The 614-nt window shown below is 41.7% G+C and carries 1 protein-coding gene; it reads right to left on the bottom strand.

Translation table 11 applies throughout. The annotated features are described in order from the left end of the window. Positions 1–420: 420 nt before the first annotated feature. The coding region (locus ACFFNX_RS51985) for a hypothetical protein (protein ID WP_378213896.1) at positions 421–614 on the bottom strand (194 nt) is incomplete at its 5' end.

The following is a 614-nucleotide window of genomic DNA, read 5'->3' on the forward strand; positions in this document are numbered from 1 at the left end:
TCTAAGGCGAGTGAGATGGACAGAACAAGCGACACCCTTATACTAGAGATATAGGGGTGTCGCTTATACTATGCGTCCAAAGTAATTACATTTTATTCTTAAATATAGTAGCTACGTGCTTAGTACAAAAAGTCACCAATGGTGTTTATAGCAATTTAGGACAGTAAGTTTATACAATATATTTTCGAGAAATAGGAATAATTTTTAATCTAGTAAAAATTATATATTTCAAGTGTATTGTCAACAGTTAATAAACTACAATAAGGTATAACTAATTCTACATGGGTTACGACAAATATAGTCTTAGTATACAATTCAGTGACTTTTTATTCCAAACAGGTATTATTTGGCAAACTAGGCATTAAATCCATGGCACGTTAGAATCACAGATAGTTCATGGATCGTTCGTTCTTTGGTGTTTTACTTCCGTCTGCGCGCGACTTCCTTCCTGGCCTTATTGACGCACACGGAGCGTACGCGGAAGGGATCGACGTACGCGCAAGTGCACTCCTGCAGCAAGCTCTCGTTGAGCATGCCCTGCGCGATGGCGCCCGCCGCCGTCTGCAAGAACTGCTTCTGCTCGCCCGCGTTCAACTGGTGGAAGTTGGTCGCCG

The sequence above is a fragment of the Actinoallomurus acaciae genome (assembly GCF_042429965.1).
Lineage (GTDB): Bacteria > Actinomycetota > Actinomycetes > Streptosporangiales > Streptosporangiaceae > Actinoallomurus > Actinoallomurus acaciae.